The 25,794-nt window shown below is 72.5% G+C and carries 26 protein-coding genes; 15 read left to right on the forward strand and 11 right to left on the reverse strand.

The window, feature by feature from the left end; translation table 11 throughout:
- Positions 1–28: 28 nt before the first annotated feature.
- From ACFYU0_RS29705 to ACFYU0_RS29715, 3 genes are all read right to left on the reverse strand, one after another.
- Positions 29–538 (reverse strand): MarR family transcriptional regulator, encoded by a 510-nt coding sequence (locus ACFYU0_RS29705; RefSeq protein WP_351672326.1) that lies wholly within the window; start codon positions 536–538, stop codon positions 29–31.
- Between the two features lie 83 nt (positions 539–621).
- Positions 622–915, reverse strand: a complete 294-nt coding sequence (locus ACFYU0_RS29710; RefSeq protein WP_137308723.1) for an MTH1187 family thiamine-binding protein — start codon at positions 913–915, stop codon at positions 622–624.
- Positions 912–1,256, reverse strand: a complete 345-nt coding sequence (locus ACFYU0_RS29715; protein ID WP_351672328.1) for a DUF3817 domain-containing protein — start codon at positions 1,254–1,256, stop codon at positions 912–914. Before ACFYU0_RS29715 ends, ACFYU0_RS29710 begins: the two co-directional genes overlap by 4 nt.
- A gap of 168 nt (positions 1,257–1,424) precedes the next feature.
- On the opposite strand from ACFYU0_RS29715, the gene ACFYU0_RS29720 reads away from it, so the two are divergent.
- The 4 genes from ACFYU0_RS29720 to ACFYU0_RS29735 all read left to right on the forward strand — a co-directional run bounded on the left by ACFYU0_RS29720 (position 1,425) and on the right by ACFYU0_RS29735 (position 4,083).
- Entirely contained in the window at positions 1,425–2,057 is a 633-nt protein-coding gene (locus ACFYU0_RS29720) for an AIM24 family protein (RefSeq protein WP_351672374.1), read from the forward strand.
- Position 2,058: 1 nt separating this feature from the next.
- A complete protein-coding gene (locus tag ACFYU0_RS29725) occupies positions 2,059–2,709 on the forward strand; it encodes an AIM24 family protein (RefSeq protein ID WP_389305121.1) in 651 nt (216 codons plus the stop codon).
- Entirely contained in the window at positions 2,706–3,512 is an 807-nt protein-coding gene (locus tag ACFYU0_RS29730; protein ID WP_389305123.1) for an AIM24 family protein, read from the forward strand. Before ACFYU0_RS29725 ends, ACFYU0_RS29730 begins: the two co-directional genes overlap by 4 nt.
- A gap of 94 nt (positions 3,513–3,606) precedes the next feature.
- Complete coding sequence (locus tag ACFYU0_RS29735; RefSeq protein ID WP_199212044.1) at positions 3,607–4,083, forward strand: MarR family transcriptional regulator; 477 nt, start codon at positions 3,607–3,609, stop codon at positions 4,081–4,083.
- Positions 4,084–4,149: 66 nt separating this feature from the next.
- Here ACFYU0_RS29735 and meaB read toward each other — a convergent pair whose 3' ends face one another.
- Together meaB and ACFYU0_RS29745 are read right to left on the reverse strand one after the other, a co-directional pair.
- Positions 4,150–5,106 (reverse strand): methylmalonyl Co-A mutase-associated GTPase MeaB, encoded by a 957-nt coding sequence (meaB, locus tag ACFYU0_RS29740; RefSeq protein ID WP_351672334.1) that lies wholly within the window; start codon positions 5,104–5,106, stop codon positions 4,150–4,152.
- A 39-nt stretch (positions 5,107–5,145) separates the two neighbouring features.
- On the reverse strand, positions 5,146–6,354 hold the full coding sequence (locus tag ACFYU0_RS29745; RefSeq protein WP_351672336.1) for an acetyl-CoA C-acetyltransferase: 1,209 nt from the start codon (positions 6,352–6,354) through the stop codon (positions 5,146–5,148).
- 149 nt (positions 6,355–6,503) lie between these two features.
- On the opposite strand from ACFYU0_RS29745, the gene mce reads away from it, so the two are divergent.
- The 8 genes from mce (at position 6,504) to ACFYU0_RS29785 (ending at position 16,663) form a co-directional block, all read left to right on the forward strand.
- Positions 6,504–6,944 (forward strand): methylmalonyl-CoA epimerase, encoded by a 441-nt coding sequence (gene mce / locus ACFYU0_RS29750; RefSeq protein ID WP_199212042.1) that lies wholly within the window; start codon positions 6,504–6,506, stop codon positions 6,942–6,944.
- Between the two features lie 206 nt (positions 6,945–7,150).
- Entirely contained in the window at positions 7,151–11,032 is a 3,882-nt protein-coding gene (gene scy / locus ACFYU0_RS29755; protein WP_389305127.1) for a polarized growth protein Scy, read from the forward strand.
- Between the two features lie 183 nt (positions 11,033–11,215).
- Positions 11,216–12,151, forward strand: coding sequence for a cellulose-binding protein (locus tag ACFYU0_RS29760; RefSeq protein ID WP_351672341.1), 936 nt, complete (start codon positions 11,216–11,218; stop codon positions 12,149–12,151).
- Between the two features lie 141 nt (positions 12,152–12,292).
- Positions 12,293–12,556, forward strand: coding sequence for a DUF3253 domain-containing protein (locus tag ACFYU0_RS29765; RefSeq protein WP_351672343.1), 264 nt, complete (start codon positions 12,293–12,295; stop codon positions 12,554–12,556).
- A gap of 71 nt (positions 12,557–12,627) precedes the next feature.
- A complete protein-coding gene (locus tag ACFYU0_RS29770) occupies positions 12,628–13,584 on the forward strand; it encodes an ATP-binding cassette domain-containing protein (protein WP_351672345.1) in 957 nt (318 codons plus the stop codon).
- A 2-nt stretch (positions 13,585–13,586) separates the two neighbouring features.
- Entirely contained in the window at positions 13,587–14,360 is a 774-nt protein-coding gene (locus ACFYU0_RS29775) for an ABC transporter permease (RefSeq protein WP_351672347.1), read from the forward strand.
- A gap of 132 nt (positions 14,361–14,492) precedes the next feature.
- On the forward strand, positions 14,493–15,794 hold the full coding sequence (locus tag ACFYU0_RS29780) for an ABC transporter ATP-binding protein (RefSeq protein ID WP_389305131.1): 1,302 nt from the start codon (positions 14,493–14,495) through the stop codon (positions 15,792–15,794).
- Positions 15,791–16,663, forward strand: coding sequence for an ABC transporter permease (locus tag ACFYU0_RS29785; RefSeq protein WP_389305133.1), 873 nt, complete (start codon positions 15,791–15,793; stop codon positions 16,661–16,663). Before ACFYU0_RS29780 ends, ACFYU0_RS29785 begins: the two co-directional genes overlap by 4 nt.
- Positions 16,664–16,672: 9 nt before the next feature.
- Here ACFYU0_RS29785 and ACFYU0_RS29790 read toward each other — a convergent pair whose 3' ends face one another.
- Complete coding sequence (locus tag ACFYU0_RS29790) at positions 16,673–17,005, reverse strand: ATP/GTP-binding protein (protein ID WP_389305135.1); 333 nt, start codon at positions 17,003–17,005, stop codon at positions 16,673–16,675.
- Positions 17,006–17,226: 221 nt separating this feature from the next.
- Between ACFYU0_RS29790 and ACFYU0_RS29795 the strand changes: the two genes are divergently transcribed.
- Complete coding sequence (locus ACFYU0_RS29795) at positions 17,227–18,255, forward strand: LLM class flavin-dependent oxidoreductase (RefSeq protein WP_389305137.1); 1,029 nt, start codon at positions 17,227–17,229, stop codon at positions 18,253–18,255.
- Between the two features lie 115 nt (positions 18,256–18,370).
- Here ACFYU0_RS29795 and ACFYU0_RS29800 read toward each other — a convergent pair whose 3' ends face one another.
- Entirely contained in the window at positions 18,371–18,763 is a 393-nt protein-coding gene (locus ACFYU0_RS29800) for an SCO5389 family protein (protein WP_351672356.1), read from the reverse strand.
- Positions 18,764–19,061: 298 nt separating this feature from the next.
- Between ACFYU0_RS29800 and nucS the strand changes: the two genes are divergently transcribed.
- Positions 19,062–19,733 carry an endonuclease NucS gene (gene nucS / locus ACFYU0_RS29805; protein WP_351672358.1) on the forward strand — a complete coding sequence of 224 codons (672 nt, stop codon included), beginning with the start codon at positions 19,062–19,064 and terminating at the stop codon, positions 19,731–19,733.
- A gap of 95 nt (positions 19,734–19,828) precedes the next feature.
- Here the strand turns inward: nucS and ACFYU0_RS29810 are convergent, their stop codons facing one another.
- From ACFYU0_RS29810 to ACFYU0_RS29825, 4 genes are all read right to left on the reverse strand, one after another.
- A complete protein-coding gene (locus tag ACFYU0_RS29810; RefSeq protein ID WP_389305140.1) occupies positions 19,829–22,294 on the reverse strand; it encodes an ATP-binding protein in 2,466 nt (821 codons plus the stop codon).
- 249 nt (positions 22,295–22,543) lie between these two features.
- Positions 22,544–23,443 carry a GNAT family N-acetyltransferase gene (locus tag ACFYU0_RS29815; protein WP_351672362.1) on the reverse strand — a complete coding sequence of 300 codons (900 nt, stop codon included), beginning with the start codon at positions 23,441–23,443 and terminating at the stop codon, positions 22,544–22,546.
- A 135-nt stretch (positions 23,444–23,578) separates the two neighbouring features.
- Positions 23,579–23,902, reverse strand: a complete 324-nt coding sequence (locus ACFYU0_RS29820) for an STAS domain-containing protein (protein WP_351672364.1) — start codon at positions 23,900–23,902, stop codon at positions 23,579–23,581.
- Positions 23,903–24,076: 174 nt separating this feature from the next.
- The gene (locus ACFYU0_RS29825; protein WP_351672366.1) at positions 24,077–24,925 is read right to left on the reverse strand and encodes a 3-hydroxyacyl-CoA dehydrogenase family protein; all 849 of its coding nucleotides are present in this window, start codon (positions 24,923–24,925) and stop codon (positions 24,077–24,079) included.
- A 328-nt stretch (positions 24,926–25,253) separates the two neighbouring features.
- On the opposite strand from ACFYU0_RS29825, the gene ACFYU0_RS29830 reads away from it, so the two are divergent.
- The gene (locus tag ACFYU0_RS29830; protein WP_389305143.1) at positions 25,254–25,676 is read left to right on the forward strand and encodes a hypothetical protein; all 423 of its coding nucleotides are present in this window, start codon (positions 25,254–25,256) and stop codon (positions 25,674–25,676) included.
- Positions 25,677–25,794: the final 118 nt, after the last annotated feature.

The following is a 25,794-nucleotide window of genomic DNA, read 5'->3' on the forward strand; positions in this document are numbered from 1 at the left end:
CGTCCGTTCCGGGAGATCTTGTCCCGGGTCACCCCTCGTCGAAGTCGTGTGCCGCGATCCGCAGCGGGCGCAGCATGGCGAAGATCTCCGCGCACTCCTCGGCGTCGTAGGCGCCGAGGCCGAAGTCCATGGCCATCAGGTCGCGGGTGGCCGCGTCGACCACCTCGCGGCCCTTGCCGGTGATGACCGCGAGCGTGCCGCGGCCGTCGTTGGGGTTGGGCCGCTTGGCCACCAGACCGGACCTGACCAGCCGGTCCACGGTGTTCGTCACCGACGTGGGGTGCACCATGAGCCGCTCGCCGATCTTGGACATCGGCAGCTCGCCGGCCTTGGAGAAGGTGAGCAGCACCAGCGCCTCGTAGCGCGCGAAGGTCAGCCCGTACGGCTTGACCACCGCGTCGACCTCGGCCAGCAGGATCTGCTGCGCCCGCATGATCGAGGTGATCGCGGCCATCGCGGGCACGTTTCCCCAGCGCTGCTTCCAGAGCTCGTCGGCGCGCGCGATGGGGTCGAAGGGGAGGCTGAGAGGCTTCGGCACGTCAGCAGACCCTACCGGCCGGTCATATGCCGGTCAGCCCCGTCTCGGCTTTCGGTCACCCGGGACCGCCGGCGCGGGACGGGTCAGTCGGCGAGGTGCCGTTCCACGGTCTCGACCTTGGAGGTGAGGCCGTCGGTCACGCCGGGCCGGATGTCCGCCTTGAGGACGAGCGAGACGCGCGGCGCCCGGGCCTCCACCGCCGCGACGGCCCGCCGGACGACGTCCATGACCTCGTCCCACTCGCCCTCGACGGACGTGAACATGGCGTCGGTGCGGTTGGGCAGCCCCGACTCGCGGACCACGCGGACGGCGTCGGCGACGTACTCCCCCACGTCCTCGCCGACGCCCAGGGGCGTCACGGAGAAGGCGACGATCATGCGTTCACGACCCCTTCCTTGCGGGCGCGGGCGGCGATGACGGCGCTCTCGGCCTCGCGGCGCAGCCTGCGCTCCGCGAAGAAGCCGCCGGTGGGCAGGACGGAGAGGACGAAGTAGAGGGCCGCGGTGCCGAAGCTCCACCTGGCGCGGTTCCAGGCGTCCGCCCAGAAGAGGACGTACAGGACGAACAGCACGCCGTGGACGGCGCCCATCACGGGCACCGCGTTGAAGTCCGTGGTCCGCTTCAGCACCGAGCACAGGAGCAGGACCAGGAAGGACACGGCCTCCGGCGCGGAGACCAGGCGGAGACGGCGGAGGGCGGAGGCGGTCTTGATGTCCACGGATCACCTTCGGTGGGAGTTGCGACGACGGGCCGGCTGCTTTGTGAACACACGCACAAGCCGAGCCCATTCTGGCAAACCGCGCCCCTGAGGGTGCGCTCAGGGTCCTTCTCCACCCACGGGCCCTGTTCCCTCCACCCGGCTCGCCGCTACTTTCCCTGCGTGGCGATGTTCCGACTTCAGGGAAGCAAGGTGCTCGCCGTCGACATGACCGGGGACGCCGTCAAGGCGAAGAACGGCTCGATGGTCGCGTACGACGGGCAGATGACCTTCAAGAAGCTGAGCGGCGGCGGCGAGGGCCTGCGCGGGATGGTGACCCGGCGGCTCACCGGCGAGCAGATGACGGTGATGGAGGTGAGGGGGCAGGGGACCTGCTGGTTCGCGGACCGGGCCGCGGAGATCAACCTGGTCGGCCTGCGCGGGGACAAGCTCTACGTCGAGTCGAGCAACCTGCTCGCGGCCGACGCGGGGCTGCGCACGGGCACGACGTTCACCGGGCTGCGCGGCGCCTCGCAGGGCAACGGGCTGTTCACGACGACCGTCGAGGGGCACGGACAGGCGGCCATCATGTCGGACGGTCCGGCGGTGGTGCTCCGGGTCAGCCCGCAGTACCCGCTGATCGTCGACCCGGGCGCCTACATCGCCCACCAGGGCGACGTACGGCAGACGTTCCAGTCCGGTGTGACGTTCCGCACCCTCTTCGGGGAGGGCGGCGGCGAGGCCTTCCAGATCCGCTTCGAGGGCGACGGCCTGGTGTACGTGCAGCCGAGTGAGCGCAACACGATCGCGGGGGACCTGTGAGATGACCTTCCGGGAGATCAACAGCAAGATGGTCGAGGCGACCGTGCTGCCCGGGCAGCGGCTGTTCAGCCAGCGCGGGGCGATGCTCGCCTACCGGGGCGAGGTGTCCTTCACCCCCAACGTCCAGGGCGGCCAGGGCGGCCTGATGTCCATGATCGGGCGCCGGGTGGCCGGCGAGGCGGCCCCGCTGATGTCCGTCGAGGGCAGCGGCACGGTCTTCTTCGGGCACGGCGGCCACCACGTCCACGTCATCGCCCTCACCGGCGACACCCTCTACGTGGAGGCCGACCGGCTGCTCGCCTTCGAGGGCACGCTCCGGCAGGGCACGATGTTCATGGGCTCCCAGGGCGGGGTGATGGGCCTGGTGCGCGGCCAGGTCACCGGTCAGGGCCTGTTCACCACCACCCTCCAGGGCCAGGGCGCGGTGGCCGTGATGGCGCACGGCGGCGTCTTCGAGATCCCGATCACCCCGCAGCGCCCGGTGCACGTGGACCCGCAGGCCTACGTCGCCCACCACGGCGACGTGCGCAACAGGCTGTCCACCGCGCTCGGCTGGCGGGACATGGTGGGCCGCGGCTCCGGGGAGGCGTTCCAGCTGGAGCTGAGCGGCAGCGGCACGGTGTACGTCCAGGCCTCGGAGGAGAAGCTGTGAGCGCGTACGGAACCCCCGGCGGCCCCGTGGTGCACGACCCGGTGACCCTGCCCGCCGACGACAACGTGAACAAGTACACGTTCTGCGTCGAGCTCAAGGGCGGGGAGTGGTTTCTGCAGAAGGGGAAGATGATCGCCTACTACGGGGCGATCGAGTTCAACGGCATCGGACACGGGCGACTCGACCGACTTGTCCGTACGTCGTTCCATTCGCCACTGCACGCGAGCGACTGGGTCGTGGCGGCCGGCTCGGGGAAGATGCTGCTGGCCGACCGGGCCTTCGACGTCAACTCGTACGACCTGGACAACGGGAACTTGACCATTCGCGCGGGCAATCTGCTCGCTTTTCAGCCAAGTCTCGCGCTCAAGCAGTCGATCGTGCCAGGTTTTCTGACACTCATCGGAACCGGAAAGTTCGTGGCCGCATCTAACGGTCCGGTGGTGTTCCTGGAACCGCCGATCCGGGTGGACCCCCAGGCGCTGGTCGGATGGGCCGACTGCCCGTCACCGTGTCATCACTACGACCACGGGTACCTGACGGGTGTCATGGGCGGTCTACGTGCGATGACGGGCCTGGGCGGGGCTTCCGGAGAGGAGCACCAGTTCGAGTTCGTCGGCGCCGGGACGGTCCTGCTCCAGTCGAGTGAGACGCTGATGGCGGAGCAGTCGACGGGGGCGGTTCCGCCCGAACCGGGGGTCCCCGGCGGTGGCGGAGCGGGGCCGGGTGGACACGGTCCGCAATCGACGGGCGCACCGCGCCTTCCCGGACAGCTCGGGGACCTCCAGCGTCGCTTCGGGCTGTGAGCGGTAGTCTGCGGAGTGTGACGGCTCGAACGCGTGCGCACCGTCACACCATCCGAAGTAGTTCGTCATTCAACTTCTTAGGTAGACTTCATTCATGGAGACCGAGACGGCCACGCGCTGGCTGACCGATGCGGAGCAGTGCGCCTGGCGCACCCACCTGGAGGTCAACAGGCTGTTGACGTACCAGCTCGAAAAAGATCTGCAGCCGTTCGGCCTGACGATGAACGACTACGAGATTCTCGTGAACCTGTCCGAGTCGGACGACGTACGGATGCGCATGAGCGACCTGGCGTCCGCCACGCTGCAGTCGAAGAGCCGGCTCTCGCACCAGATCACGCGGATGGAGAACGCGAACCTGGTCCGGCGCGAGAACTGCGAGTCCGACCGCCGGGGGCTGTACGCCGTGCTGACCGAGCACGGCATGGAGACGATGCGGAAGGTCGCGCCGCACCATGTGGCGTCGGTGCGCCGGCATTTCATAGACCTGCTGTCGCCCGACGCGCTGACCGAGCTGGACAAGGCGCTCAAGCCGATCGCCGAGCACCTGAGGGGGCACCGGGGGCGTCCCTGACAGCCGCCGTCCCTCCGGGGCGCGGTACGGCCCGCGTCCCGGAGGCCGCACCCGGCCGCCCGGCGGTCAGCCCTCCGTCAGGCCCGCCACCAGTTCGTCCGCCGCGCGGTAGGGGTCGAGACCGCCCGCCACGATGCGCTCGGCGAGGGCGCTGAGCCGGCGGTCGCCGTGCAGGTCCCCGATCCGCTCGCGCAGGGCGGTGACCGCGATGGTCTCCACCTCGCGGGCCGCGCGGGCCCTGCGCCGCTCGGCGAGGACGCCGTGTTCCTCCATCCAGGCCCGGTGCTTCTCCAGGGCCTCCACCACCTCGTCGACGCCCTCGGACCGGGCCGCGACCGTCTTGACGATGGGCGGCCGCCAGTCACCGGGACCGCGGGCCTCGCCCAGGCCCAGCATGTGGTTCAGTTCGCGGGCCGTGGCGTCGGCGCCGTCGCGGTCGGCCTTGTTGACGACGTAGACGTCGCCGATCTCCAGGATTCCGGCCTTCGCCGCCTGGATGCCGTCGCCCATGCCCGGGGCCAGCAGCACCACGGACGTGTCCGCCTGGGAGGCGATCTCCACCTCGGACTGGCCGACGCCGACCGTCTCCACCAGGATCACGTCGCAGCCCGCCGCGTCCAGCACGCGGATCGCCTGGGGCGCCGCCCAGGCGAGACCGCCCAGATGGCCCCGGGTGGCCATCGAGCGGATGTAGACACCGGGGTCGGAGGCGTGGTCCGACATGCGGACGCGGTCACCCAGCAGGGCGCCCCCGGAGAACGGCGACGACGGGTCGACGGCCAGGACGCCGACCCGCCTGCCCTGCTTGCGGTACGCCGTGACGAGGGCGGAGGTGGAGGTCGACTTGCCGACGCCGGGCGAGCCGGTCAGGCCCACCACGTAGGCGTTGCCGGTCAGCGGGGCGAGCGCCGCCATGACCTCCCTGAGTTGCGGGGACGCCCCCTCCACCAAGGAGATCAGCCGGGCCACGGCCCGCGGCCGGCCTTCCCTGGCCTGGGCCACCAGAGAGGAGACGTCCTGCATCAAACAGCTCCGTTCACTTCACCGACACGACGGGGGGACTCAGGCCTTCGGTACCCGCACGATCAGGGCGTCACCCTGACCGCCGCCACCGCACAGCGCGGCCGCGCCGACGCCGCCGCCCCGGCGCTTGAGCTCCAGCGCCAAGTGCAGCACGAGCCGGGCGCCGGACATGCCGATCGGGTGGCCCAGCGCGATGGCGCCGCCGTTGACGTTCACCTTTTCCGTGGAAACGCCGAGGTCCTTCATTGACTGGACCGCGACCGCCGCGAAGGCCTCGTTGATCTCGACGAGGTCGAGGTCGGAGACCTCCAGGCCCTCCTTCTTCAGGGCGTGCTGGATGGCGTTGGACGGCTGGGACTGCAGCGAGTTGTCCGGGCCGGCCACGTTGCCGTGCGCGCCGATCTCGGCGAGCCACTCCAGGCCCAGCTCCTGCGCCTTGGCCTTGCTCATCACGACCACGGCGGCGGCGCCGTCCGAGATCTGCGAGGAGGACCCGGCGGTGATCGTGCCGTCCTTGGCGAAGGCGGGCCGCAGCTTGCCCAGCGACTCCGCGGTGGTGTCGCCGCGGATGCCCTCGTCCTTGCTGAAGAGGACCGGCTCGCCCTTGCGCTGCGGGATCTCGACCGGGGTGATCTCGGCCTCGAAGATGCCGTTCTTCTGCGCGGCGGCGGCCCGCTGGTGGGACAGGGCGGCGATCTCGTCCTGCTCGGGGCGCTTGATGCCGAGCCGCGTGTTGTGCTTCTCCGTCGACTCGCCCATGGCGATGTTCTCGAAGGAGTCGGTCAGACCGTCGTGGGCCATGGCGTCGAGCACCTCGACGGCGCCGTACTTGTACCCCTCGCGGGACTTCGGCAGCAGGTGCGGGGCGTTCGTCATGGACTCCTGGCCGCCGGCCACCACGATGTCGAACTCACCCGCACGGATCAGCTGGTCGGCCAGCGCGATCGCGTCCAGGCCCGACAGGCACACCTTGTTGATGGTGAGCGCCGGGACGTTCATGGGGATGCCGGCCTTGACCGCGGCCTGGCGGGCCGGGATCTGCCCGGCGCCGGCCTGCAGCACCTGCCCCATGATCACGTACTGCACCTGGTCGCCGCCGATCCCCGCACGGTCGAGGGCGGCCTTGATCGCGAAGCCGCCGAGGTCGGCTCCCGAGAAGGACTTCAGCGAGCCCAGCAGTCGCCCCATGGGCGTACGCGCGCCCGCGACGATCACCGAGCTGGTCGTACCGGGTGTTCCAGAAGACATGAGCTGCGATCCCCTTACCGGCCTGCACAGCCGAGGAGTGAACGAGGGTTTACTTCGAATGTACTGAGCGGCACTCCGTGCCGTCATCGGCCCGTCGGTGTGATCGCGCGCACGTTGCGTAACCACGCCGGTGGCGCTGCACTGAATCCATGCTGACGCGAATCGACCACATCGGGATCGCCTGCCACGACCTCGACGCCACTGTCGAGTTCTACCGGGCCACGTACGGCTTCGAGGTGTTCCACACCGAGGTCAACGAGGAACAGGGCGTGCGCGAGGCCATGCTCAAGATCAACGAGACGTCCGACGGCGGCGCCTCCTACCTCCAGCTCCTCGAACCGACCCGCGAGGACTCCGCGGTCGGCAAGTGGCTGGCCAAGAACGGCGAGGGCGTCCACCACATCGCCTTCGGCACGGCCGACGTCGACGCGGACGCCGACTCCATCCGGGGCAAGGGCGTACGCGTTCTGTACGACGAGCCACGACGCGGCTCCATGGGGTCGCGGATCACCTTCCTGCACCCGAAGGATTGCCACGGTGTCCTGACAGAACTGGTCACTTCGGCCCCAGTTGAGTCACCTGAGCACTGACCCTCGTACATATGGGCCGGTAGGGTTGGGGGCGGTCGTCCTCAAAACCGGGGCGACCGCATGCCGGGGTCCGGGTTTCGGGGGACGAGCGTCGGGGCAGCAGCCCGTGCTCCGCCGTTGATCTGACACCATTCCCCGGGGGCCCCGTCCGGCGGATGGACGGTGCTCGTTGGAGAAGCTCACCAGGGGACGGATGGGACCGCGCAGTGCGGGGCTACGAGAGCCAGGAGCGAGAGCCGGCGGCTGACGTCGACCACCTCTCTCGGTTCGAGGCCGAGATGAAGCGGCTGAGGACCGAGCGGGAAAAGGCGATCCAGCACGCCGAGGACCTCGGCTACCAGGTCGAGGTGCTGCGCGCCAAGCTGCACGAGGCGCGCCGCACCCTGATGACCCGGCCCGCCTATGACGGCGGTGACATCGGCTATCAGGCCGAGCAGTTGCTCCGCAACGCCCAGATGCAGGCCGACCAGCTGCGCCAGGACGCCGAGCGGGAGCTGAGCCAGGCCCGCGCGCAGACCCAGCGCATCCTGCAGGAGCACGCCGAGCAGGCCGCCCGGCTCCAGACCGAGCTGCACCAGGAGGCGGTCACCCGCCGCCAGCAGCTCGACCAGGAGCTGGCCGAGCGCCGGCAGACCGTCGAGTCGCACGTCAACGAGAACGTGGCGTGGGCGGAGCAGCTGCGCGCCCGCACCGAGGCGCAGGCCCGCCGGCTGCTGGACGAGTCCCGCGCCGAGGCCGAGCAGGCCATGGCAGCCGCCCGCGCGGAGGCCGAGCGGCTGACCCGGGAGGCCCGCGAGCGGCTGCAGAGCGACGCGGAGGCCGCGCGCGCCGAGGCCGAGCAGCTCCTGCGCCGTGCCCGCACCGACGCCGAGCGGCTGCTGAACGCCGCCTCCACGCAGGCGCAGGAGGCCACCGACCACGCCGAGCAGCTGCGCACCTCCACCGCCAGCGAGTCGGACGCCGCCCGCCGGCAGGCCGCCGAGCTGAGCCGGGCCGCCGAGCAGCGCATGGCGGAGGCCGAGGAGGCGCTGCGCAAGGCGCAGGCCGAGGCGGAGAAGCTCGTCACCGAGGCCAAGGAGGCGGCCGCCAAGACGCTGTCCGGCGCCGAGGCCGCGAACGAGACCCGTACCCGTACCGCCAAGGAGCAGGTCGCCCGGCTGGTCGAGGAGGCCACCAAGGAGGCCGAGAACGTCAAGTCCGAGGCCGAGCAGCTGGTCGCGGACGCGCGCGCCGAGGCCGAGCGGATCGTCGCCGAGGCCGGCGAGAAGGCCCGCAGCGTCACCGCCGAGGAGACGGCGACCCAGCTCTCGAAGGCGGCCCGGACCGCCGAGGACGTCCTCGACAAGGCGTCGGAGGACGCCAAGAAGACCATCAAGGCCGCCGCCGAGGAGGCCGAGCGGGTCCGCCGGGAGGCGGAGGCCGAGGCCGACCGGCTGCGCTCCGAGGCGCACGACATCGCCGAGCAGCTCAAGGGCGCGGCGAAGGACGACACCAAGGAGTACCGCGCCAAGACGGTCGAGCTGCAGGAGGAGGCCCGCCGGCTGCGCGGCGAGGCCGAGCAGCTGCGCGCCGACGCGGTCGCGGAGGGCGAGTCCATCCGCGCCGAGGCCCGCCGCGAGGCCGTGGCCCAGATCGAGGAGGCGGCCAGGTCCGCCGAGGAGCTGCTCGCCAAGGCCAAGGCCGACGCCGACGAGCTGCGCCAGAAGGCGACCTCGGACAGCGAGAAGGTGCGCACCGAGGCCATCGAGCGGGCCACCACGCTGCGCCGGCAGGCCGAGGAGACCCTGGAGCGCACCCGCAAGGAGGCCGAGCGGCACCGCGCGGAGGTCGTCGAGCAGTCCGAGGCGCTGAAGGCGGATGCCGAGCGGGCCGCGCGCGAACTGCGCGAGGAGACCGAGCGGGCCGTCGAGGCACGGCGCGCCGAGGCGGCCGAGGAGCTGACCCGGCTGCAGACGGAGGCCCAGGAGCGGCTGGCGTCCGCCGAACAGGCCCTCGGCGAGGCCCGGGAGGAGGCCGCCCGGATCCGCCGGGAGGCCGCCGAGGAGAGCGAGCGGCTGCGCGCCGAGGCCGCCGAGCGGATCCGTACGCTCCAGCAGCAGGCCGAGGACGAGGCCGAGCGGCTGCGCACCGAGGCCGCGTCCGACGCGTCCGCCTCGCGCGCCGAGGGCGAGGCCGTGGCCGTACGGCTGCGCACCGAGGCCGCGACCGAGGCCGAGCGGCTGAAGGTGGAGGCCCAGGAGACCGCCGACCGGGTCCGCGCGGAGGCGCAGGCCGCCGCCGAACGGCTCGGCACCGAGGCGTCCGAGACGCTCGCCGCGGCCCAGGAGGAGGCGGCCCGGCGCCGCCGGGAGGCCGAGGATCTGCTCGGCGCCGCGCGGTCCGAGGCGGACCAGGAGCGTGAGCGGGCCCGCGAGCAGAGCGAGGAACTGCTGGCCTCGGCCCGCAAGCGGGTGGAGGACGCGCAGACCGAGGCGACCCGGCTGGTCGAGGAGGCCGACCGGCGCGCCACCGAGATGGTGTCCGCCGCCGAGCAGCACGCCCAGCAGGTACGGGACTCCGTCGCCGGGTTGCACGAGCAGGCGCAGGCGGAGATCACCGGGCTGCGCTCGGCCGCCGAGCACGCGGCCGACCGGACGAGGCGGGAGGCCGAGGAGGAGGCGGACCGCGTCCGCACCGACGCCTACGCCGAGCGGGAGCGGGCCGGCGAGGACGCCTCACGGCTGCGGCGCGAGGCGAACGAGGAGGCGGAGGCCGCCAAGGCGCTCGCCGAGCGCACGGTCGCGGAGGCGATCGCGGAGTCCGACCGGCTGCGCGCGGAGTCGTCCGCGCACGCGCAGCGGGTACGCACCGAGGCGTCGGACGCGCTCGCCGAGGCCGACCAGGCCGCCGCCCGCACCCGGGCGGACGCCCGGGAGGACGCCAACCGCATCCGTTCGGACGCGGCGGCCCAGGTGGACACGCTGATCACCGAGGCCACCGCCGAGGCGGAGCGGCTGCAGTCCGAGACGGCCGCCGAGGCCGAGCGGGTGCGCGCCGAGGCGGTCGCGGAGGCGGACCGGGTCCGGGCCGAGGCCGTCGCGAACGCCGAGCAGCTCGTCGGGGACGCCACCGGCGAGGCCGAACGGCTGCGCGCCGAGGCCGCCGAGACGGTCGGTTCGGCGCAGGCCCACGCGGAGCGGCTGCGGGCCGAGGCCGAGCGGCTGCGGGCGGACGCGGAGGCCGAGGCCGAGCGGCTGACCGGGTCCGCGCGCGAGGAGGCGGAGCGCACCCTGGACGAGGCCCGCAAGGACGCCAACAAGCGGCGTTCGGAGGCGGCCGAGCAGGTCGACACGCTCATCACGGAGACCACGGCCGAGGCCGACAAGCTGCTCACCGAGGCCCAGCAGCAGGCGCTGAAGACCACCGCGGACGCGGAGTCGCAGGCCGACACGATGGTGGGCGCGGCCCGCAGCGAGGCCGACCGGATCGTGTCCGAGGCGACCGTCGAGGGCAACTCCCGCGTGGAGAAGGCCCGCACGGACGCCGACGAGCTGCTGGTCGGCGCCCGCCGGGACGCGACCGCGATCCGCGAGCGCGCGGAGGAGCTGCGCGAACGCATCACCACCGAGATCGAGGAGCTGCACGAGCGGGCCCGCCGGGAGGCCGCCGAGACGATGAAGTCGACCGGCGACCGCTGCGACGCGCTGATCAAGGCGGCCGAGGAGCAGCTCGCCGAGGCGCAGGCGAAGGCCAAGGAGCTGGTGTCGGAGGCCAACTCCGAGGCGGGCAAGGTCCGCATCGCCGCCGTCAAGAAGGCGGAGGGGCTGCTCAAGGAGGCCGAGCAGAAGAAGGCCACGCTGGTCCGGGAGGCCGAGGAGCTCAAGGCCGAGGCGGTCCGCGAGGCCCGGCGCACGGTCGAGGAGGGCAAGCGGGAGCTGGAGCTGCTGGTGCGCCGCCGCGAGGACATCAACACCGAGATCTCGCGGGTCCAGGACGTCCTGGAGGCGCTGGAGTCCTTCGAGACCCCGGCGGCCGGCAAGGACAACGGGGTCAAGGCGGGCGCGACGGTCGGTTCCCCCCGATCGGGTGGCAAGTCGTCGGACGGCTAGCGAACGGGAAGGCTGAAGGTGTCTTCTGGGTGCTTTGCCCAGGTCTTTGGCAAGCCGCCCCGTGATCAGCCACCCGAAAGAGGTGTCATTCTCCAGATCAAACACGTATCCGCTCGATGACACACCGCTTCGGCACCTAGGATTCCACCTATCACCTCACCGGTCTCATTCGACAGGAACCCCATGAGCGACACTTCCCCCTACGGCTTCGAGCTTGTGCGGCGTGGGTACGACCGCGCTCAGGTGGACGAACGCATCTCCAAGCTCGTCTCCGACCGTGACAGCGCCCTCTCTCGCATCACCGCGCTGGAGAAGCGCATCGAGGAGCTGCACCTCGAGACGCAGAACGCGCAGGCCCAGGTCACCGATGCCGAGCCGTCGTACGCGGGCCTCGGAGCGCGGGTCGAGAAGATCCTGCGCCTGGCCGAGGAAGAGGCCAAGGACCTGCGTGACGAGGCCCGGCGCGCGGCCGAGCAGCACCGCGAGCTGGCCGAGTCGGCGGCCCAGCAGGTCCGCAACGACGCCGAGTCCTTCGCCGCCGAGCGCAAGTCCAAGGCCGAGGACGAGGGCGTCCGGATCGTCGAGAAGGCCAAGGGCGAGGCCGCCCAGCTGCGTACGGACGCGCAGAAGGACGCGCAGTCCAAGCGTGAGGAGGCGGACGCCCTCTTCGAGGAGACCCGCGCCAAGGCCGCGCAGGCCGCCGCCGACTTCGAGACGAACCTGGCCAAGCGCCGCGAGCAGTCCGAGCGCGACCTGGCCTCGCGTCAGCAGAAGGCCGAGAAGCGCCTGGCGGAGATCGAGCACCGCGCCGAGCAGCTCCGCCTGGAGGCGGAGAAGCTGCGCACCGACGCCGAGCGCCGCGCCCGCCAGACGGTGGAGACGGCCCAGCGTCAGGCCGAGGACATCGTGGCCGACGCCAACGCCAAGGCCGACCGGATCCGTTCGGAATCCGAGCGCGAGCTCGCGGCTCTCACCAACCGCCGCGACTCCATCAACGCTCAGCTCACGAACGTCCGCGAGATGCTCGCCACGCTGACCGGTGCCGCGGTGGCCGCCGCCGGCTCGCCGGCCGAGGACGAGCCGATCTCCCGGGGCGTCCCCGCGCAGCAGACCCGCTAGTCGAGCGACCCGGTGAGGGGCGGTGGGACGTGGTCCCGCCGCCCCTTCCGTCTGCGCGTAGCCTGGCGGGAGAGACGAGGGACCGGCCCGACGGGCGAGACGGGGGGACCTGCCTGACGGGTGAGGAAAGGGGTCCGCCGTATGTCCGACACCGACCGGTCCCTCGAGGACGCCGTCCTCGATCTGCTGGACCGCAGAAGGCCGGGCGCCTCGGTGTGCCCGTCGGACGTGGCCCGTGCGGTCCACCGGTCCGACGACGACGGCTGGCGGGAGCTGATGGAGCCCGTCCGCCGGGCCGCGGCCCGGCTCGCGGCCCGGGGCGAGGTGGAGATCACCCAGCACGGCGCCCCGGTCGATCCCGCGCGGGCCCGCGGCCCCGTCCGGATCCGCCGGCCCTCCCGCTGACCCCGCGCACGGGCGCGTTCCTGGCCGGCGCCCGAGTGGCAGGGCCCCGGCCGCCGTCCTAGCGTGGCCGCATGATCGAGCTCGAGGGGCTGACCAAGCGGTATGGCGAGAAGGTCGCGGTGGACCAGCTCACCTTCACCGTGCGCCCGGGCATCGTGACGGGTTTTCTGGGGCCCAACGGCGCCGGGAAGTCCACGACCATGCGGATGATCCTCGGGCTGGACCATCCCACCGCCGGGGACGTGCGCATCGACGGCCGGCACTACGAACAGCTCAGGGACCCGCTCACCTCGATCGGGGCGCTGCTCGACGCGAAGGCGGTGCACGGCGGCCGCAGCGCCTACAACCACCTGCTGTGTCTGGCGCAGAGCAACGGCATTCCCGCGCGCCGGGTGGCCGAGGTGCTCGACGCCGTCGGACTCACCGCCGTGGCCCGGAAGAAGGCCAAGGGGTTCTCGTACGGCATGGGCCAGCGGCTGGGCATCGCGGGCGCGCTGCTCGGCGATCCGCGGATCCTGATGTTCGACGAGCCGGTCAACGGCCTCGACCCGGAGGGCATCCACTGGATCCGGAACCTGATGAAGTCGCTGGCCGCCCAGGGGCGGACGGTGTTCGTCTCCAGCCATCTGATGAGCGAGATGGCACTGACCGCCGAGCACCTGGTGGTCATCGGGCAGGGGCGGCTGCTCGCCGACACCTCCATGGCCGACTTCATCCGGCAGCACTCCCGAGCCTACGTGCGCATCCGCACGCCACAGCGCGAGCGGCTCCTCGACGTGCTGCACGAGGGCGGTGTCACCGTCGTCGAGGCGGGCGGCGGCGCGCTGGAGGTGGAGGGCGGCAAGGCCGAGCGGATCGGGGAGCTGGCCGCCCGGAACGGGATCGTGCTGCACGAGCTGAGCCCTCAGCAGGCCTCGCTGGAGGAGGCGTTCATGCGGCTGACGGCCGGGTCGGTGGAGTACCACGCGCACGCCGAACCGGGCGCCCGGTCCAGCCAGGACTGGGGCGCCGGCTGGAAGGGAGCCTGAGCATGGCCGCCGCACAGGTGATCCGGTCCGAGTGGACCAAGATCCGGTCCGTCTCGTCCACGGTGTGGACGCTCTCGCTGGCCGTGGTGGTCACGCTCGCCCTCGGGATGCTCATCTCCGCGCTGACAAGGAACCAGTTCGACAACATGCCGGTGCGCGAGCGGCTCTCCTTCGACGCCACCGTGGTCAGCTTCGCGGGCATGACCCTGGGTCAGCTCGCCATGATCGTGTTCGGCGTGCTCGTCGTCTCCAACGAGTACAGCACCGGCATGATCCGGGTCTCGCTGGCCGCCGTGCCGCAGCGGGGCGCCTTCCTGTTCGGCAAGATCGCCGTGGCCACCGCGCTCGCGCTGGTGGTCGGCATGGCCACCAGCTTCGCCGCGTTCTTCCTCGGGCAGGCCATGCTGGGCTCGCTGCGCACCCACCTCGGCGACCCCGGTGTGCTGCGCGCGGTGATCGGCGGCGGCCTCTATATGACCCTGATCGCGATGTTCTCGATGGGCGTGGCCACGATGCTGCGCTCGCCGCTGCTCTCGCTCGGCATCCTGATGCCGTTCTTCTTCCTGGTCTCCAACATCCTCGGCAACGTCGACGCCACCAGGAAGGTCGGCCGCTTCCTGCCCGACCAGGCCGGCAGCCGGATCATGCAGGTGGTGCCGAGGATCGGCGACGACACGCCCTACGGCCCCTGGGGCGGCCTCGGGATCATGGCGCTGTGGGTGGCCGCGGCGCTCGCGGGCGGGTACGCCCTGCTGAAGCGGCGGGACGCCCAGTGACCGGATCCGGCCACTGTCGCTGACGCTCCGGCTTTACTCGTCCTTGGCCGGAACCGTCAGCGCCCGGATATCCTCCTAACCCTTACGGGGGCGTGTGCCCCGCTGTCCTGAACCTTTCGATGGGTGCGGAGCATGATCGAGGCTGTCGGCCTGACCAAGCGCTACGGCGACAAGACCGCCGTGTACAACCTTTCCTTCCAGGTGCGCCCGGGAGCGGTGACCGGTTTCCTCGGGCCCAACGGCTCGGGCAAGTCGACCACCATGCGGATGATCCTCGGGCTCGACAACCCGACGTCCGGCACGGTGACCATCGGCGGCTACCCGTACCGCAGGCTGCCCAACGCCCCCCGGCAGGTCGGCGCCCTGCTCGACGCCAAGGCCGTGCACGGCGGCCGGTCCGCCCGCAACCACCTGCTCAGCCTCGCCCAGCTCTCCGGCATCCCGGCCCGCCGGGTGGACGAGGTGCTCGGGGTCGTCGGCCTGCAGGAAGTGGCGAAGAAGCGGTCCAAGGGCTTCTCGCTGGGCATGGGCCAGCGGCTCGGCATCGCCGCGGCGCTGCTCGGCGACCCCCAGGTGCTGCTCTTCGACGAGCCGGTCAACGGCCTCGACCCCGAGGGCATCCTGTGGGTGCGCAACCTGATGAAGGCGCTGGCCGCCGAGGGCCGTACCGTCTTCGTCTCCTCGCACCTGATGAGCGAGATGGCGCTGACCGCCGACCACCTCATCGTCATCGGACGCGGCCAGCTCCTCGCGGACATGAGCGTCACGCAGTTCATCTCCGCCAACTCCGCCGACTTCGCGCGGGTCCGCACCCCCGACACCGAGCCGCAGCTGCGCGAGAAGCTGTCGTCCGCCCTCACCGAGGCGGGCGGCCACGTGCTGCCGGAGCAGGACGGGGCGCTGCGTGTGACGGGGCTGCCGCTGCCCCGCATCAGCGACCTCGCGCACGAGGCGGACGTACGGCTGTGGGAGCTGTCGCCGCACCAGGCCTCGCTGGAGGAGGCGTACATGCGGATGACGCAGGGCGCCGTCGACTACCGCTCCACCACCGACCAGAAGGCGGGCCTGCAGCAGCCGCTGCCGCCGGGCGCCCAGCCGCCGCTGCCGGTTCCCGGTCAGGGCCAGCCCGGCTGGTACGCCCCGCCGCCGCCGCAGGCGGGCGGCCACCCGTTCGCGATGCAGGCGCCCTCGGGTCCGTACGGCGGTGCGCCGGCGGGCGCGTACGGGGCTCCCGGCGCGGCCGCCCCCAACCCGTACGCCGCTCCCGCCGCGCAGCCGCCGCAGGCGCCGCCGGTCCCGCAGGCTCCCCAGGTCCAGCCGGCGCCCCAGGCCCAGCCTCCGGTGGCCGCTCCCCCGGCCCCGGCCGCCGAACCGTCCCAGTCCGCACCCGCGGCCCCGGCCGCCGACCCGACCCAGCCCGAGGACGCCCGATGAGCACCCACCAGCCCCCGATGCCGCAGGCCCCCGCCGCGCCCGAATGGCAGGCGGCGCCCGGCGCGAACCACCCCGGCTACAGCTCGCCGATCCCGGTCGTGCGCACCCACCTCGGGCACGCGCTGGCCTCCGAGTGGACCAAGATCAAGTCGGTGCGCTCGACCATGTGGACGCTCGGCGTCTTCGTCCTGCTCGTGGTCGGCATCGGCCTGCTGGCCGGTGTGGCGGTCCGCGGCTCCGGCGACCTGGGCGGCCAGAGCCCGCTGACCCTCGGCTTCTTCGGTCTGCTGATCGGCATGATGTGCATCATCACGCTCGGCGTGCTGACCACGGCGTCCGAGTACGGCACCGGCATGATCCGCACGACGACGACCGCGTGCCCGAGCCGGGGCCGGGTGCTGGCCGCCAAGTCGATCGTGTTCTTCGCCCTCGCCTTCGTGGTGACGCTGGCGGTGGTGTCCTTCGTGGCGATGCTCCAGGCGTCCATGCTGGACGGCCAGGGCGCCAAGGACCCGTCCACCGGGGAATGGCTGAAGGCCACGCTCGGCATCAGCCTCTACATCGCGCTGCTCGGCCTGCTGTCGCTGCTCGTCGGCTCGATGATCCGGCACTCGGCGGGCGCCATCACCATCATGATCGGCGCGGTGCTCGCCCCGCTCGTGATCGCGCTGTTCATGAACGCGTCCTCGCTGGAGAAGGTGCAGACGGCACTGCTGGAGTACTCGATCCCGAGCCAGATGGGCGTGTTCTACGACAACACCCTGAGCCACTCCGGCCCGTCGGGCTGGGACCCGCTGTGGATCATGCTGGGCGTGACCGCCGCCGCCTATGCGGGCGCCTACGCGCTGCTCCAGAGCCGGGACGTCTGAGTCCCCGGGTCAGAACCTCGGCGCGTTACGGGACCGCTGCACCCTCGTGGTGCGGCGGTCCTTCGCGTTCCAGCACGCCTTGTGCCAGTGGCGGCGGTCGTCCACGCCCGCGTGCTCCGGCCAGGCCACCACGTGCGGGACGGCGGAGGGGATGAGCTGGTCGCAGCCCGGGCAGCGGTAGGTCTTGCCCTCGGCGCTCGCCCCCGCGACATGGCGCACGCTCCACTCCTCGCCCCGCCAGCTCTCCGAGGACTGCCAGCCGCCGTACCGGCCCGCCTGGTCGTCCTCGGCGCTCGGGCCGGACGATGCGGCTGCCTTCGGTCGGTTGCGACGCGGGGACACGGGACACCTCTCGGAGCTATACAGGAAGCACGGGCCGCGTCCAGCGTACGCGGCGCCGGTACGGGTACGCGTAGCGCTCCGGACCGCACAAGTGCCCCTGCCAGGGGGCGCATTCTGCAGACAATCCGCAAATCTCCCCGCCAGGCCGTGTCCTCGGCACGTGTCAGACGGTTATGCCCGGTGGGGGAGCTCCGGTCGGAGCCAAGGAAGCAGGAAGAGCGATGCGCGTAGGAAGCTTTGTGCTGGCGGCCCAGTTCCCGGGTCAGGGCCCCGGGGAGGCACTGCACCGTGCGGTCCGCTCGGCTGAGGTCGCCGAGCAGGCCGGGCTGGACACAGTGTGGCTGGCCGAGCACCACTTCGTGCCGTACGGCACATGTCCGTCCGCGGTCACCCTGGCCGCCGTGCTGCTCGGCCGCACCGAGCGGGTCCGGGTCGGCACCGCGGTCAGCGTGCTGCCCACCGCGCACCCGGTCGCGCTCGGCGAGCAGGCCGCGCTGCTGCACCTGACGAGCGGCGGGCGGTTCACGCTGGGCGTGGGGCGCGGCGGCCCGTGGGTGGACCTGGAGGTGTTCGGCGCGGGCCTGGAGGCGTACGAGCGGGGGTTCCCGGAATCACTCGATCTGCTGGTGCGCTGGCTGCGCGAACCGTCCGTCGCGGCGTCGGGCGAACGCTTCTCCTTCCGCGAGGTGCCCGTCGTGCCCCGCCCCGCGGAGGCGCTGACGGAGACGCCCGGACCGGAGGTCGTCGTCGCCTGCACCTCACCGGCCACGGTGCGGCTGGCGGCCGAGCGCGGACTGCCGATGCTGCTCGGGATGCACATCGGCGACGAGGAGAAGGCCGAGATGGTCGCCCTGTGGCGGCGCTCCGCGCGGGCCGCGGACCGGCCGGCCGAGGAGATCGCGGGCGCGGCCCATGTCTCGGCGGGCGTCTGCCAGCTCGCGGACCGGCGCACCGACGCCGTGGAGACCCTGCTGAAGGCGATGCCGGGCTGGCTGAAACAGGGCCTCGACGCCCATGTGACGGTGGACGGCCGTGCGCGCGCGATGCGGGACCCGTACGCCTACACCGAACTGCTCTGCGGGCTGCACCCGGTGGGCACCCCGCGGCTGGCCGCCGACCGGCTCGCGGCCACCTCGGAGCGCACCGGGATCTCCCGGTTCGCCCTGCTCGTCGAGGGCTCGGGGGATCTCGCGGCGACGGAGGAGAACGTACGGCGGCTGGGCGCCGAGGTGCTGCCCCAGCTCCGCTGACGCGCCGCCGGATCCCCGGTGCCCAGGGGTGCTTGCCGCCCCAGTACGTATGCACCTCCCCCGGGTGGAGCGGCAAGCGAGCGGCCCTCTGTGTCAGCAGCCGGGTGTCCGCGCGTCAGCAGTCCCGGAGCTCCGGCGACTGGTTCAGCAGCTGGTTGCGCACCGAGGTGAACCGGGCCAGCGTCTCGTTGACCGAGTCGTCCAGCGGGAACACCGCCACCCGGTGGCAGTTCTGGAAGGCCAGCCGTACACCGAAGTGCCGCTGCAGCGCACCGCGTATGGCGTCACTCGCGAGCGCACGCAGCAGCTGACCGCGTGCCTGCTCGTCCGGCGGGGGCGTCTGGTTGTCGGCGAAGGGTCCGCCGTCCACCTTCAGCTGGGCCACCAGGGAGCTGATCATCTCCCACGCATAGGGCAGGGAGGTCCGGACGCAGTCGACGAATGCTGCTTCGTCGACCTCGCCTCGCTCGGCCTGTTCGAGTAGGGCCGGTGAGACGTCGAGCGACATGGGTTCTCCTCTCGCACCCCCGCCGAGCAGGGGTTGCCGGACAGACAAGGGAGTTCGCGATACCGAACACGCTGGGTACACGGACCGCGACCTCCCGTTCTCTACGGTAGGCAACGGTCGGTGACCACACCAGCAGATTGCGTATATGGAACGGTCCCTTTGCGTACACAATCGGCCAGACCTGAACAGGAGTTTCCAGGGATAAAAGGGATGTCCGCACGGACCGGAGGTGCCGGTGGGGCCGGTGCGAGGAGGGCGGATCGCGCGCACCACCGGGTGTCGAGTAGCGTTGCCGACCATGCGTCTCGTCATTGCCCGATGCTCGGTCGACTACGCCGGCCGGCTCACCGCCCACCTGCCCTCGGCGCCCCGCCTGATCCTGGTCAAGGCGGACGGCAGCGTCTCCATCCACGCGGACGACCGGGCCTACAAGCCCCTCAACTGGATGTCTCCGCCCTGCACGCTCAAGGAGGGCGCGGGTGACGACGCGGGCGTGTGGACGGTGATCAACAAAGCGGGCGAGAAACTGATCATCACGATGGAGGAGATCCTCCACGACTCCTCGCACGAACTCGGCGTCGACCCCGGCCTGATCAAGGACGGCGTGGAGGCGCACCTGCAGGAGCTGCTCGCCGACCGCATCGAGACACTCGGCGAGGGCTACACGCTGATCCGCCGCGAGTACATGACCGCGATCGGCCCGGTGGACATCCTCTGCCGGGACGCGGACGGCGGGACGGTCGCCGTCGAGATCAAGCGGCGCGGCGAGATCGACGGCGTCGAACAGCTCACCCGCTACCTCGAACTGCTGAACCGCGACCCGCATCTGGCCCCGGTGCGCGGTGTGTTCGCCGCGCAGGAGATCAAGCCGCAGGCCCGGGTGCTCGCCACCGACCGCGGCATCCACTGCCAGATCCTGGACTACGAGGCCATGCGCGGCATCGAGGACGACAAGCTGCGGCTGTTCTGAGCCGGGCCGCGGCCGTCGCGAGCCGCGGCCACGCCGGTACGGCCGAGGGCCGGTTCCCCCCGGGGAGCCGGCCCTCGCGCGTCGTGCGGACGGGATCAGATCACGGAGCCCGGGCCGTCCGACTCCGGTGCGCTCGCCGCGCCGCTCGACGCCGTCGGGGCGCCGGACGCCGGGCCGGACGCCGAGGTGGACGTGCCCGGTGACGAGGACGGGCTGTCCGACGGGGCCGGGGACTCCGGCGCGGTGGAACTGGGCGGGGGGCTGCTCGGCGGGGTGGACCGGGTCGGCGTGGGCGTCGGCGAGCCCGGCCGGTGCGTGCTCCTGGTCGGCGTCGGCGTCGTGCCCCCGCCGCCGGACCCCTTCGTGGCGCTGGGACGGGACGACGGGCCGGAGCTCGCCGGCGGGGCCGGGTCGTCCGAGGTGCCGTAGGTGCCGTCGGGACCGGGGTTGGTCGGGCTGCTGGAGACCGTGCCGGGTCCGGCGTCGCCGTCGTCGTTCTTCCTCGGGTCGGCCGCCGGGCTGCCGTCGCCGGTGTCCTGGCTCACCGACGGGTTGACGTCGACGGTGCCGGCCGGGTTGCGGTCGGCGTTCTGCTCGGAGGTCATGCCGAGCGTGACGACCGTGCCGAGCACGGCGACGAGGAGCGCCCCGGATCCGGCCGCGACCAGGTTGCGGCGGGCCAGCCGGCGGATGCCGCCGCCGGTCGCGGCGGCCGGGGGCTGCCTGCTGACGAGGGTTTCGCCGGCCGGTCCGAACGGCGCCGTGCGGACGGCCGGCACACCGCCGGGCGGCGACGCGGGGTCCTCCTGGCGGGCGTCGGCCGCCTCCTCGCCGGCCATCGCCGCCACGCCCGGCGCGTCGCCGGCGAGGTCGGCGACCAGCGCCAGCGCGCGGCGCCCGGCGACGGCGCCCCGCTTGTCGGCCAGCGCCCCGCGCAGGGCGCCCGCGGCCTCCAGCTCGGCGCGGGCCCGGTCGAGCTGTCCGCCGCAGAGCGAGAGAACACCCAACTCGTGGTGGAAGTAGACCTGTTCGGAAACGTCACCGCAGAGCCGGGAGGCCTCGGCGCCGGAGCGCAGCGAGCGTTCCCAGGCGCTCCAGTGCAGCCCGGCGGCGAAGGCGGGCGCGGCCGTGCGGGCGAGCCGTACCGCGACGCTCTCCTCGCCCTCGGCGGCGGCCTCCGTGGCCGGCACCACCACGGCGAGCGCGGCGAGGACCGCGTCGGCCTCGGCGCACACCCGCTCGGGGGTGACCGAGGGGTGCCCGGCCCACCAGGCGTAGTGCTCGGCGGCGGTGCGGGCCTCGCCGGGTATGTCGGCGTCGTATCCGGCCGCCTCGAGCTGGGCCTGCACGCCGGCCGCCAGCCGGTAGCGGGAGCCGACCGCCGAGACCAGTCCGCAGCCGGCGAGTTCACCGAGGGCGGCGTCGGCGTGGGTGTCGCCGACGAGGGCGGGCAGATGCGCCTGGTGCGGCACCTCGCCGCCGAGCGCCACCGCGAGGCGGAGGGTGGCGCGGGCGGACGTGCTGAGCCGGGAGGCGAGCAGCGGGGCGGGCGCGGCGGCCTCGCCCAGGGACGGCAGGGCCACCTGGTCGCCGTCGTCGGCGTCGAACTCCTCCTGGAGCGGGGACCGTACGTCCTCGAAGACGCCGTACGCGTCCACCGCCCCGGTGCTGGCGCGGAGCTGGTCGCGCTGCCGGAGCAGGGCGCCGGCCTGCACGAAGCGCAGGGGCAGGCCCTCGGACTCGAACCAGAGGTCGCCGGCCCAGTTGGCCTCCTCCTCGGTGAGGACACGGCCGACGGCCCGCTCCAGGATCTCCACGCCGGCCGCGCGGTCCAGACCGCCGAGGAAGACCTCCTCGACCTCGGAGCCGGCGGCGGGTCCGGGCACGTCCGGGGTGGCGGCGAACAGGAAGGCGCACTCGGGGGTGGCCCCGAGCAGTTCGTCCAGGGCGGCGCCGCCGAACTCCAGGTCGTCCACGACGACGACCGCGCCGATCTCCGCGACGAGGGCGACCAGTTCGTCCTGCTCGGGGCGGTGCGCCGGGGCGTCGTGGACGGCGTGGAACAGGTCGTGGAGGAGGTCGGCGGCGGTGCGGCGGAAGCCGGTGAGCCGGACCACGCCGTCGGGCGCGAGGTCCGCGCAGTCCTCGGCGACGAGGTCGAGCAGGGCGGTGCGGCCGGAGCCGCCGGGTCCGGTGAGCCGCACCGAGCGGCCCCGGGCGAGCAGCCGGACCAGGCGCTCGCGTTCGTCCTGGCGCTCCAGCAGGGAGAGCGCGGGCAGCGCCGGGCCGGGCGGCACCGGCGGCCGGGCGACGCGTTCGGCCTCGGCGCGTTCGGCGGGCGTGCGCTTACGGGGCCGTTCGGCTCTCTGGTGCGGCGGGCAGGTCTCTATCTCGCTGCCGTCCACCGGGTTGACGGTGAGCAGGAAGCCGCCGGAGACGAGCTGTGCCGTACGGGCGATCGCGGGCGTGCCCGGGCCGAAGTCGGCGGTCAGGGATTCCCGGGGCGGGCGGCGGCTGAGAGCCTGCCCGTGCTCGTCGGGTCCCGGAGTGATCGGGTCCATGGGTTCAAGCCCCCCAAAAGCGTCGTGTGCCCGCGAGTACCGGCCCCTCCCGGCCTGCTGCACACCGCGCTGTCGCTTCTGGTCCGGGCCCGCTCGAGGGTTTCAGGCAGCGGGCGACCGAACCCTAAACCTTCGCACAGTATCCACGACAGGGCGGGGTGCCGCGCGGCCCGAGACGTCACGGTCCGGTGAGGATTGCCCTCGTGGTGCGGTAAGGGGGCTGCGCCCGGCTCTCCCCCGTCGCCCCATTCACCCCCGATCGGCCGCGTTGGGCCCGTCCGGGCGAGCGAGACGGTATCCGGCGAAGTCGGCGACGTGGACGTACCCGAGGCGCTGGTAGAGGGCGTTGCTGGTGGGGTTGTCCGGGTCGGTGAACAGGACGACCTCCGTCGCGCCCGCGGCCAGCGCGGCGCTGCTCGCCTCGGCCGTCACGGCTCCCGCGTAGCCGCGGCCGCGGAGGCGGGCCGGGGTGTAGACGGGGTCCACCCGGACCATGCCGCCGACGACCGAGGTCGCGGCCGCCATGGAGACGGGGGCGCCGTCCGGGGTCTCCCAGAAGGTGAAGTGCCTGTCGCCGAAGCGCGATGCGTCCCAGGAGCCGGCGTCGATCAGCTCGATGGAGGACCGCTCCCCCACGTCGACGCAGAACTCACGGCACCAGCGCACCACTTGCTCGCGGTCCTCGACGCCCGTGCGGCGTCCCCGGCCCTCCGGACGCGGCCGCGGCGGGGTGAGCGTGCCGAGACGGTAGAGATGGGTCCGCCAGAACGGCACCGGCGCCGTGCCCGTGTGCCGTCGCCATGCCTCGGCGAAGGCGCCGGCGGTGTCGTGGTCCGCGATGACGTCGGCGGGGAAGTGGCCGAGGCCGGCCAGTCGCGCGGCGAGGGTGTCGGCCCGCTCGGCGCCGAGGGGTGTGAGGCCCAGGCGTCCGCGCGGGGTGAGGTAGAGGATCGCGCGGACCTCGCCCCCGGACTCCAGCAGGCCGAAGACGGCGGGTGCGGCGGCGCGTTCGGCCGCCGTGCGGTTCCGCAGTCTCTCGATGTCCGTCAGCGGCGTGTTGTGCAGGACGGGACGCGAGCGCAGGAAGTCCCCGGCTCGGGCGAGGAAGTCGTCGGCGTCTTGGGTGAGGTGCCAGTCATCCGGGAGCATGCTTCATGGTCCCGGACGGCCCCTGCCCGGTGCCGGCCGCCCCGGCGAGTACGGCAGGGCCGCTGCCGACGGCTCGCGGGGCCGGACGGGCGCGCCACTCCCCCGCGGCTTCCGGCACGGCCCGCCAGGCGGGTGCTACACCCGGGGCAGGGAGTCGACCCCGATGCCGCCCTCGATGGCGAGGATGCGGTGCAGCCGGGTGGCGACCAGCAGCCGCTGCATCTGCGGCGGCACCTCGCGCAGCACCAGGCGGCGACCGCAGCGGCCGGCCCGCCGGTGGGCACCCATGATCACCCCGAGTCCGGTGGCGTCCCAGGAGTCCAGCTCGGACAGGTCGAGCACCAGGTCGCCGACGCCGCCGTCGACGGCCGAGTGCAGGGCCGTACGGGCGTCCGCCGCGCTGCGGACGTCGAGGCGGCCCCCGACGACCAGCTCGGCGTGGTCGCCCCTGATGAACATATGCGCTCCCCGTTGAGTGCGGTCTGGCGTACTCCGTGACGGTGCCTGTGCTGTGCAACGTCTGACTGCCTGAGTGGCAGCGCGGTTGCTGCTTGTAAGCGAACCGATACCGAATTCACCCCCAGGGGTGATGCCCCTGGGGCGTGAGTCCGGATCCGTACCGATCTGTACGGGTCAGTACTTGTAGAAGCCCTGCCCGCTCTTGCGGCCGATGTCACCGGCGTCCACCATCCGGCGCATCAGCTCCGGCGGGGCGAACTTCTCGTCCTGCGACTCGGTGTAGATGTTGCCGGTGGCGTGCAGCAGGATGTCGACGCCGGTGAGGTCCGCGGTGGCCAGCGGGCCCATGGCGTGCCCGAAGCCCAGCTTGCAGGCGAGGTCGATGTCCTCGGCCGTGGCCACGCCGGACTCGTACAGCTTCGTCGCCTCGACCACCAGGGCCGAGATGAGGCGGGTGGTGACGAAGCCGGCCACGTCCCGGTTGACGACGATGCAGGTCTTGCCGACCGACTCCGCGAACTCCCGCGCGGTGGCGAGGGTTTCGTCGCTGGTCTTGTAGCCGCGGACCAGCTCGACGAGCTGCATCATCGGCACCGGGGAGAAGAAGTGCACGCCGACCACCCGCTCGGGGTGCTCGGTGGCCGCCGCGATCTTGGTGATCGGGATGGCGGAGGTGTTGGAGGCGAGCACGGCGTCCGGCCGCACGATCTTGTCGAGCGCGCGGAAGATCTCGTGCTTCACCTCGAGCTTCTCGAAGACGGCCTCGACGACGATGTCGGCGTCGGCGGCGGCGTCCAGGTCGGTGGTCGCGGTGATGCGGCCGAGGGCGGTGTCGGCGTCGTGCGCCTCCAGCCTGCCCTTGCTCACGAACTTGTCGTACGAGGCCTTGATGCCGTCGGTGCCACGCTTGAGGGCCTCGTCGGTGACGTCCCGCAGGACGACGTCCCAGCCCGCCTGCGCGGCGACCTGAGCGATACCGGACCCCATGAGGCCGGCCCCGATGACGGCGAGCTTCCGTGCCACTGTGCGACTCCCCTGATACGCGCTGTCGTCAGGCCCTGGCGCGCCTTTCCCTCGTCCGCTCGCGGGTTTGATCCCGGCGTCCTGGGACAGTTGCTTCACCGGACGCCGCCGGGCAGGCGAAAAGGTCACGCCGGGGCCTATCTCTCGGCCGGACACTAGCGCCCGTGAGGGGCGCAGCGGCGGAGTTAGTAACGCGTTTCACGTCTCACGGGGTGAGATGCCGGTCACGTCCGCGGTCCGCCGCCCGGGCCGTCCCCCGATATCGATGTCAGTCCCGCCTCCTACGCTGACCACCACTGACCGGTGAGCCGAGGGAAGAGGCATCGACATGGGCGGCAACTCCTGGACGCAGACGGGCCCTTACCAGCAGGACCTGGCGGCGGCGTTCCGCCGGGCGCAGGAGACGGAGCTGGCGCGGGACGACCACGGATTCCCGGGCCGGACCGTGCAGCAGCTCTGGCGGGACCCGGCCTGGCACGAGTACGTCTTCACCGGCGGCACGGGCACGGTCCTGGACCAGCCCGAGCTGATCGACGCCACGGACCCCGACGACGGCCCGTTCATGCGCCCGCTGACGGACGAGGAGGTCCGCGCCTGGGCGCCGGGCGGACGTCCCACCCGCGCCGACTGGAGGGCGGCCCTGGACTCCGACCGGCTGGACTTCCCGGGCCGGGGGCAGGGCAGATGCACGGTGCTGTACGAGGACGGCGAGCCGGCCCGGATCGCGTACTGGGGCGTCACGGCGGACTAGGTCGTGTCCGCAAAGTCGCGTCCTTCGCCCGCAGGGCGGGCGTCGCGGCGTCCGGTGCGTGCTCTGGGGGTCCCCCCGGCCGAAGGCTGGGGGAGTGCCGGCCGGATGCCCTCGTACT

Origin of the sequence: Streptomyces sp. NPDC003720, assembly GCF_042875075.1 — a bacterium.
GTDB lineage: Bacteria > Actinomycetota > Actinomycetes > Streptomycetales > Streptomycetaceae > Streptomyces.